The sequence below is a fragment of the Mailhella massiliensis genome, assembly GCF_020741395.1.
In the GTDB taxonomy this organism is placed as follows: domain Bacteria; phylum Desulfobacterota; class Desulfovibrionia; order Desulfovibrionales; family Desulfovibrionaceae; genus Mailhella; species Mailhella massiliensis_A.
This window is the reverse complement of sequence record NZ_DYZA01000195.1, coordinates 1-8,096: the sequence shown is the minus strand read 5'-3', so window position 1 is coordinate 8,096 and position 8,096 is coordinate 1. Positions and strand designations below refer to the sequence as shown.

Genomic DNA, 8,096 nt, shown 5'->3' with positions numbered 1-8,096 from the left:
GGAAGGCCCTGCCGGAGAGAACCCGGGGGCTGAAAAACGCCCTCCCTCACGACGAAAAAACGATTCCCCGGGGAAAACGTCCTCCCCGGCAGGCGGGGCGTCCAAGGCTCACGGCACAGACGGCCCGAAGTTCCGGCGGCAAAGGCGGACGCTTCAGCCCGGCCGGAAAAACATGCCTTTCCCCGCTTGCGCCCTGCCGCGCCGGAAAAAGCTTCCCGCCGCAGCATGGGGAAGAGGTCACAGGCCGAATTCTTCGGCAAAAGCCACCCTGCCCGCCGGAAATACCGCGCCTTCCCCGAGGGGCAGGGCCAGGAAGCAGGGCTCGGGCAGGCCTTCCGGTACCTCTACGCCGAAGCCTGAGGCAGGCCGGAAGCCGAAGCGGGAATAATACCGTGCGCTCCCCAGCACGAGCACGCCGCAGAAGCCGAGGGCCCGCGCGCGGGCAAGCCCCTCCCGGACCAGAGCGCTCCCCACGCCCTGCCGCCGGAAGCGGGGCAGTACGGCAAGCGGGGCCAGCACCAGCACTTCCGCGCTTCCCACCATGGCCCGGCTGAAAAGAATATGCCCGGCAAGGCAGCCGCACACTTCCGCCACCAGGGAAAGCCCCGGCACAAAGGAGCGCCCCTTCCGCAGGGCATCCACAAGGTCCTGCTCCGTGCCGTCGCGATGCTGCGCTTCTGCAAACGCTTCCCGCACAAGGGCATGCACGGCTTCATGGTCTTCCGGCCTTTCCTGCCGCACGGATACGGCCATATTCGCTCCGGAAGCCTTCTCCCTGCGCTGCTCCTTCTGCCCGCACGGGAAGGCGCGGGTCTGCGCCGCTCCGGATAGGACACCGGCATCAAGGGGCCTTACATACCTGATTTCCCGTATCGGCTCCCCGGGAAAATTCCGGACTTCCCCGCTGAGAGAAAAGCCGTTTTTCTCATAGAAGCGTCGCGCCTTGCGGTTTTTCTCCAAGACCCACAGAAACACGGCGGAAAAACCCTGCGCCGCAAGGGCGGAAAGCGCCTCTGCCATGAGTGCCGTGCCCATTCCCCTGCGCTGACGGCGTTTCAGCACATACAGACCGTAAATTTCCCCTGTCCCTGCCGGAACTCCCGCATCCCTCGAATGGCCGAAGCCGCAGAAGCCCGCAATCCCCTCTTCGCTCTCGGCAACAAACATATTGCGGCAGCCCCCGCGGCGGAACATGGCCGCACTTTTTTCCGCGCTCCTTGCAGCGAGCACATAGGGGGGGAGCATGCGCGAATACGTTTCCCGCCAGGCCTGTTCGTGCACAAGGCCCACGGCCTGCGCGTCTTCCACTACCGCCTTACGAATGAAGAACGACATATCCTATCCTTTGCGGCCCTGCCGCCGTGACAGCGCCTGAAAATTGCCCCGCACCGGAAGTCGGGCAACACGAAAAAACGCGCGGCAAGGCCCGCCCTGCCCCCGAAAGCGCGCGGCAACAGCGCAGCCCCACGGAAACGCCTGCGCCTTTTGCGCGGTCTGCCCCGGGCAGAACCCATGCCCGGAAGCCCCTTGCCGCAACCGCCTGCACCGTCTCGGTACCTCCCCCGGACAGCCCGAAAGGCCGCTCCGCACAAGCGGACGATCCGAACCTTCCGCTCACTCCGGGGGCCGTCGCCCCTGCGCAGCCGGCCCGTTCCCCGACCTGTCGCAGGCTTTTCCGGGCCGTCGGCCTTCCGAAACTTTTATCAGGCCTCAACACGCTCCGCCAACCTCCGCGCGCCCTTCCGCAAGGCAGGCCCCCTGCATACCCTCAGGAAAGCTCCGTTTTTATGCATCTGTGCGCATTTTCCCGCAATCCTCCGTCTTCGGACGCCGTGCGCGGTATTCGGCAATGAGCTTTTCCAGAAGTTTGCCCAATGCGGCGAAGTTTATGGGCTTGGAGACATGGGCATTCATGCCCGCGCGGGCGGTCTCGGCAACGTCTTCGGCAAAGGCGTTCGCCGTGACTGCGATGATGGGCACGGAGGCGGCATCGGGGCGCGGCAGGGCGCGTATGGCGCTGCCCGCCTCGCAGCCGTTCATTTCCGGCATCTGCATGTCCATGAGGACGGCGTCGAAATGGAAGGGCTCCGAATCCCGGAAGGCCTCCAGAGCCTCGCGGCCGTTCCAGGCCTTTTCCACAAGCATACCGTTCATGGCCAGGATCTCTTCGGCCACTTCCATATTGATCTCGTTGTCTTCCGCAAGCAGGATGCGCTTTCCCGAGAGGAATCCGCCCGACGCCGCTTCCTTTTCCTCCGCCGGGGCGGGGGCCGCTTCCTCTTCCCTCACTATGAGGAAGGGCAGTATGACGGTAAACATGGTGCCCTGCCCCACTCGGCTGGATACCACGATACTGCCGTTCAGAAGCTCCACGATGCTCTTCACGATGGGCATGCCGAGGCCCGTGCCGCTCACCGGGCGGGAAAAGGTCCTGTTCTCACGGGAATACGGCTCGAAAATCTTGCTCTGATACTCTTCCGACATGCCTATGCCGGTATCGGACACTACGATCTTGTACTGTGCATATTCGTTCCGGCTGACCTCCGAAACCTCCACGCCTATGCTGTCGCCCCTGTCGGTGAACTTGAGCGCATTGGAAAGCAGGTTGTTCATGATCTGGGTGATGCGGAAAGCGTCGCCCATAATGAGCGTATGGCTGAGCTCCCAGGACACGCGGAAGCTCTTCCCCTCGCTTTCCGCCTGGATGCTGAAGGGGCTGAGACATTCCTCCAGGCAGGCGCGTATGTCCATGCGCCGGTTGTTCAGCTCTATCTTGCCCTGGGTGAGCTTGGAAATTTCGAGAATATCGTTGACGAGCTCTATGAGCAGTCTGCCGGAATGTTCGATTTTTTCCAGATAATGCGTCACCTGCAAAGGGCTCTGCACGGAACTTTTCGCAAGCGAGGCCAGATTGATGACGGCGTTCAGCGGGGTGCGCATCTCGTGGGACATGTTGCTGAAAAAGACCTGCTTGGCCTTGTCGCTCTGCACGGCCTTGTTCAGGGAATTGACGAGCAGGGTATGCTCCTCCAGCTGCTTCTGCTTCTCCTTTTCTATTTCCCGGAAGCAGAGGATGACTTCCTTGCTGTTTATGGCTTCGTCGAAGAGTACGCGGATGTTCACCCATCGGCAGATATCTTCGAAGCATTGCCGGAAATCGCCGCCGAAGTCCCGCATGTTCTGCCTCACAAGGTCGCGGATGTTGGCGATGGAGAAGGTATCCCGGTATTCCTTGAGATAGTCCTTTTCCATGTGCTCGCACACGGCGCGCAGGAGCTCCTCATAGGGGCCGGAAGGCGCAAGATTGCTCCTCACGAAAGCGGCTTCCTTGATGATTTCGTAGCGCTCAAGCTCATAATCGATGCGGTAGACGGCATAGTAGCTGTTGCCGAGCACCTGCACGGCTTCATTGGTACGCTCGAAGCGGCTCTGGCTTGCGACGTTGCGCCACGTCAGAAGAGCCATGCCTATGAGCAGCAGAAACACCAGCACATAGAAAAGGCTCCGGAACGACTCCAGATCCTTCAAAATCACATTGAAGGGAATGGTGAGTATGGAGGTCCAGCCGTTGGGCATCTCGTAATAATACACGCCCCGGCGCTCCCCCTTCAGGTCCACGATGCTCGCCGAATACTCCTTGAGCTCATGGTTCTTGATGCGCCGGAAAAGGTTCTTCACATAGGGCAGGAGCCTGTCGTAGGGATCTTCGGCGGAGGTCTGCGCATAGAGGAGCGTGCCCTGATTGTCGCACAAAAAGAAGGAACTGCCCTGCGCGCTCTCCAGCATGATGTTGGAAAAGCGGAAATTCTCCGGGAAAATGTCGAAGGCCAGCACCGCCCCCGAGGAACACTTCCCGGCAATGGTTATGACGGGCTTGTTGTACACGGCGTCCGTGTAGGTATCGGTGAAAATCACCTTCCCGGGATTCTCCACGGCCTGCCGGAACCAGACGGCGTTCTTGAAGTCGTAGCTGTCGTCCCCTTCCCAGGGGTTCAGGGCCACGATGTAATCGTCCATGACGAGGTACGGGTCCACGATGCCTTCCCCGAGAAGATTCTGCACCTGATGGAAAAAATACATGATCTTTTCCGTGATCTCGGCCCGCTCGGTAGTATTGTCCACCATGCTCACGCCGAAGGAAAGCAGCACGGAATAGAATTCCAGGTTGCCCCGCTGCTCCAGAGCATAGATGCGCGAGAGGTTGTCCCCCAGGTTCTGGGCATTCTTCAGCAGGTTTATCTTCATGATCTGGTAGCCGACAAAGGAAAAAAGCAGCATGACCATGAAAATGGAAATGCTGAACTTCGCCTTTTTCACCAGATACACAAGAGTGCCGTATACCTCTTTCATCCCTTTCCCCTACCGTTGCAGCCGGTTCACGCAAGTAAAGGGCAACGGCCGTTCCGCCGCTTCCCTGCGGGAGGTGCAAAGCTCTACGGGCAAGGCCTGTGCGAGAGCTTTCCGCACGCGGACGGCGCACACGCCGGCGGGCGATATCAAAGCATTGCCGCACGGCCCAGGCCACACATTCCCGCCCCGGACAGGGGGCAGGGCGTTTTTTGCGCCTTTTGCCAGTGTTGCAGACTTTACCCATGAGATCAACAGGTTTATCCCGCAATTCCCGGCCGCAGCAGCATACGGGAGCCGCTCCCCCGCAGCTCTCCCTGCCTTTCCGGGGCAGGGGAATGTTCCAACAAAGGCCGCCCGTGAAGCCCCGGCCGTGCGCGGGGATTCCCCCACGCCGTTGTTGTCGCGGTCGGCGGCAACGCAGCCCCTGCCGGGCGCGGCACCCTCAACACTCCCGCCCGCACCGGAAAAACGCAAAGGGGCCCCACCGGCATAGCCGGTGGTTCCTCTTATGCGCCTGTAAGGCTCTCTTACCAGCCGCGCCCTAACAGGCGCATATACGGTCTGACCTCTGCATTTCTGTTACCGGCGGCCCGTAAACGGGCTTCCGGCGTACGGAAGACTCAGCTGCTCACCAAGTTTATCCTCGGCCGGTTGACACCTGATGGACTCGGCTATCTTTGCCTTATTCTTGTCCACCGTGTCGACATAGTAACCACGGCACCAGGATTCCCGACTACGATAGTTGAACTTCAGCTCGCCGAACTGCTCATATATCATCAGGCTGCTCTTTCCTTTCAAATATCCGACAAACGCCGATACACTTATCTTTCGTATGCGCTGAATTCTTTGTGTCACCCATCGTGACCTCCTTCTGATTTGCTTGAGGGCGCAGTTGCCAGACCGCACCCCTTTCTTAGCAAATCAAAAGGAGTGTTTATAACCTACGCATAACTATAAGTTTTCGGGAACCCCCAGCCTAGCTGGGGGTTTTCTTTTAACCAAAAAAAGCGCGCCCCCGGAAAGGGAACGCGCCCGAAAGGCCATGGGGCCTCAGAGGGAGGCCATATCCGCCTTCACGCTTTCCTCGCAGGAGCGCATGGCGTCGAGGGTGCGCCCGAAGAGCTCTTCCAGCGTCCAGCCCAGGCGCTCGGCCCCGGCCCGTATGACGTCGCGAGAGCAGCCCGCGGCAAAGCGCTTGTCCTTGAACTTCTTTTTCAGGCTGGACACTTCCATGTCCATGACGCTGCCCGAGGGGCGCATGCGCGCGGCCGCGCCGATGAGCCCGGTAAGTTCGTCGGCGGCAAAGAGTATCTTCTCCATCTCGTGCTCCGGCTCCACGTCGGAGCACAGGCCGTAGCCGTGGCTGCACACGGCGTGCACCATGTCTTCCTCCAGCCCGGCTTCGCGCAGAAGTTCCGGGGCCTTGCGGCAATGTTCCTCGGGGTAGCGCTCAAAGTCTATATCGTGCAGAAGCCCGGCCATGGCCCAGAAGTCCGCCTCGTCGGCAAAGCCGCGTTCGAGGGCGAAATAACGCATCACGCCTTCCACCGTGAGGGCGTGCAGGAGGTGAAAGGGTTCGCTGTTGTACTTTTTCAAAAGGGCGAGGGCTTCTTCCCTGCCTATGGAACACGTTCTCATAACTCTTCCTCTGAAAGGATGACGATGAAGCCGGGGCGAGGACGCACCCGGGAAAAAAGGCCCCGTTCATGCCCGGGAAAGACGCCTTTCCCGAAAGGGGCGGCACGGCGCACGGCCCGCCTCCGGGGCATGCAAAGGCCGGGGAAAAAGGCCCTACTCCGCCCGGGGTGCGGGCGGGATGAGCCCGTCCATATATTCCTCAAGGGCCACGATGCCGGAAGCGGTGATTGCGCGGCGGCAGTCGGCATAATCGAGAATCTTGCTCACGTTCCTGTTCACAAGCTCGGCCTCGGGGTGCACGCGCTTTGCCAGGTATTCCAGCGAGGAGCGGAAGGCCCGGGAAAATTTCTGCAATCTGCGCCACTCCTCCATCTGCTCCGCCACGCTCACGCGTATCTTTTCCGGCATGATTGCGGCCTTCAGCATGGCCTCGCAGAGCCTCCAGTCGATATACTGGCCGAACTCCACCTCGAACACGGTGAGGCTGTCGCGGTCTATCATGCGCCGCCATACCTCCGCGCCCTTGGCCATGAGGGGGATCACGTCCACCGGCGAACCTTCCGGCAGATATTGCGCCACGGTATCGCGCACTTCCGCCACGATTTCCGCGACGGATTCCTTTTCCACGTCGAGGACGTCGGCCTTGTTCAGGAGAACCAGCACGGGCATGCCGCCGCGTTCCGCCACCACGCGGCCCATGTCCTGAAGCAGGGCCTCCTCGTCGCGGGTGTGCAGCTGGGCCATGTCCAGCACCAGGAAGATATGGCTGAGGGGCAGCTTTTCCAGGGCGAAATAGGTTTCTCCCCGGTGCTCACCGTATTTGCTGGTATTGGGGCCGGGAGTGTCGTAAAGCACGATGGGGCGCTTTTTCTCAAGGTGCGGCAGGCGCAGATGAATGTCCGCCGGGACATTCTCCTTCATGGAACCGTTGTAGGAGGCGAGCCGCTCCAGGGTGAGCGGATGCCATTCTTCGCTTTCCGAAGGGTTGCGGCACAGATTCTCCCCGCAGAAGGGGTCGTGCAGCACGCGGAAGACCTGTGCCGTGGTGGCCCTGTTCCCGGCAGGGAAGGCCCCCCTGCCCAGAAGGGCGTTGAGCACCGTGGATTTCCCCGAGCTCATGCAGCCCAGCATAAGAATATGAAGCCCGGTATCGGGCACGCGAAACTCGCCCATATTACAACTCCTGTCCCTTTCGCAGTCCGGCGTTTTCCCGAAGATACCCTATTGCCCGCTCAAGGCAAGCCCCGGAAAGGCGGGCCCTTCCCGAGGCCCGGACGCACGTTCCCCGGGCGAGGTTCCGGCGGCCTGCGGGGAGACGGCGCTTTCCCGACAGGGCCGGAGCATGCCCGTCCAGCGATATCATGAAGCTGAACGCACGTTCCCGGAGGGCATACGCGGAGGCTTTCTCCGGCGCAGAAAGCGCTCCTTGCGACACGAAAGCGGGACAAAAATTTCCTCCGTGACTTTTCCTTTGTGCACGAAGAAAAACGGAAAAAACACATGACAACTCCTTACAGAAAAAAAATCACATGACAAAAAACAAAAAAACATGCGCAACAAGGCTGGGAAAAATCCTGTTTCAAAGAACGCTGCTCCGTATTTTTTCGACGTTATTTTTTTTCACAGTTCTTTTTCATTATAAAAATATCCACGATAAAAAAAATGACGGCATATTGTAAAAATTATATATAAATAAAAAATTTTTCTCAAAAATAAGTTGTTTTAAAAAGTTTGGCCTGCTATGTTCTAAAAAAAACATGGAAGGCGTATGTTATATACCCATGCATATTATAACGCTCGCGCCGTTCCATGACGTGCGACGACGTTTGTCTTGTACAAAAACAAGGAGGATAGTATGGAACTGGGTTCTCTGGTACTGAGCATCTGCGCCGTTCTTATGTGTGTTGTCGTATGCCTCGGCATCTTTGCCTCTAAGGTCTACAAGTAACGCGCCCGCCCCGTGCGGGTATCTTTACCGCACGCAGGAAGCGGGGGTTTTCCCGAAGCCCCCGCTTTTTTTGCGCCTTCCGGCCGGGGAAAACACGCCCCCCTCTGCCGGGCCCCCTGCAACGCCCTTCCACGGCTTCGAAAAGCCTGCCCTCCGCTTT

Annotated in this window: 4 protein-coding genes and 1 pseudogene; all 5 read right to left on the bottom strand. The window is 59.4% G+C overall.

The window, feature by feature from the left end:
* Positions 1-237: 237 nt before the first annotated feature.
* Positions 238-1,335, bottom strand: coding sequence for a GNAT family N-acetyltransferase (locus K8W16_RS09680; RefSeq protein ID WP_304123027.1), 1,098 nt, complete (start codon positions 1,333-1,335; stop codon positions 238-240).
* A gap of 450 nt (positions 1,336-1,785) precedes the next feature.
* Positions 1,786-4,350, bottom strand: a complete 2,565-nt coding sequence (locus tag K8W16_RS09675) for a hybrid sensor histidine kinase/response regulator (RefSeq protein ID WP_304123024.1) — start codon at positions 4,348-4,350, stop codon at positions 1,786-1,788.
* 579 nt (positions 4,351-4,929) lie between these two features.
* Positions 4,930-5,178 (bottom strand): annotated as a pseudogene (locus K8W16_RS09670) (transposase); the annotation flags it as partial.
* A 222-nt stretch (positions 5,179-5,400) separates the two neighbouring features.
* The gene (locus K8W16_RS09665; protein WP_304123023.1) at positions 5,401-5,988 is read right to left on the bottom strand and encodes an HD domain-containing protein; all 588 of its coding nucleotides are present in this window, start codon (positions 5,986-5,988) and stop codon (positions 5,401-5,403) included.
* 153 nt (positions 5,989-6,141) lie between these two features.
* On the bottom strand, positions 6,142-7,161 hold the full coding sequence (locus K8W16_RS09660; protein WP_304123022.1) for a dynamin family protein: 1,020 nt from the start codon (positions 7,159-7,161) through the stop codon (positions 6,142-6,144).
* Positions 7,162-8,096: the final 935 nt, after the last annotated feature.